This window comes from Acinetobacter entericus (assembly GCF_026168575.1).
GTDB classification, from domain to species: Bacteria; Pseudomonadota; Gammaproteobacteria; order Pseudomonadales; family Moraxellaceae; genus Acinetobacter; species Acinetobacter bouvetii.
Window position 1 is genome coordinate 1 of sequence record NZ_JAPEQW010000096.1, and the last position, 1,349, is coordinate 1,349.

Genomic DNA, 1,349 nt, shown 5'->3' on the forward strand with positions numbered 1-1,349 from the left:
AACCAAAAAGAAGATCGTTTTTTGATTTATGAAAGAGATCTATTAACTTTACATGGTCATTTTGGTATTGATATTTATTTTATTACTCAAAAACCGTATAAATTAAATGACTCAGTTAAAGCTTCTGTAAATGAACACCTTATTCTAAGACGATTATTTAAATTAAAAGCTTGTACGATTTATTCTTTTTCTGAACTTCAAGAACAGTTTGGTCTTTCTACAATGCGTAATGCATTGTCTTGGAAATTTTGGCTCTACCCTAAGCAGCTATATAAATTCTATATTTCTGCAGAAGAACATGAAAAAAGTACAAAGATTCCATTCTCTTTGATTTTTTGGCTAATACTTCCAGTATTTATTATTTGTGCTGCGCTTTATAAAAGTATGGGAACTAGATTGGGTCAAAAGTTTTTTGGATCAGAAGAAACATCTGCTCAAGTTTCCCCAGCTGCTAATCCTAATTCAGAACAGACTATTGCTGATCAGTATCAACCTCAAAAAAAGATCATAGATTGTATGGTTCAGTTTTCTTATACAAAGCAGCAATGTGAAGAAATGCTAAATCATGAAATACGCGATAAGCGTCATGCAGATCTGCAAGCCAGTACACATAGAGATTCAGAAACTATTGCTATGAATTATAAAGTTAATGATCCTTATGGATCTCAGATAACTGAATTTCAAATTCAGGCAAAGGACTATCCGCGTCTTTCGGGTTGTGTTCAGTATGGCAATAAAATTGTTGGTTTTGATCAACAAGGAAATAGAATGCCTGATTTAGAACCGAATGCATGCAAACGTTGGCTTGCTGGAGAAAGGTTGTTTGATTACACGAGGGATAGAAGTACTGCTTCTATGCAAGCTGCTCAACCTCCTGTTTAAAGTGGGCGGAGTGCCCACGGCAAATAGGAATTGAATTTCAAAACTTCTTTTCCCTGATTACAGTGCTTAATTTAAATGTTATGCTGCAATTTCAGAGCATCCGGCAGGGTGCGAACTGACTACTGGAGATAATAATTTTGGTTTTTCTAAAAGTATTTTTAAAACTATTACCTTTGTTCTTTCTGCTATTTTTGCTTTCAGTAGTATCAAAGCAATGCCAGCAAAACGCTTGTGAACGTCATCCTATTTATTGTGACTGACCACTGGAGACAACAAAGCTTGGCATTTTCTTCCAACTGCAGTCGCAGCTGAAGCATGAATTTTTGTCCTGGAGAATTTTATGGATTTGTATAAAAACAATAACTTAGTATTTTTTGTGAATTTTCTTGATTGGCAAAATATACCAAATATTTATAAGACTGATTTCGTATAATGTAGCCGTGATTATGTTACTTGCATTAACGCTC

1 protein-coding gene is annotated in these 1,349 nt (G+C 34.3%); it reads left to right on the forward strand.

The window, feature by feature from the left end:
• Nucleotides 1–882 (forward strand): zonular occludens toxin domain-containing protein (locus tag OKC24_RS19665; RefSeq protein WP_307735405.1); only part of this gene is annotated, 882 nt, incomplete at its 5' end.
• Nucleotides 883–1,349 lie beyond the last annotated feature (467 nt).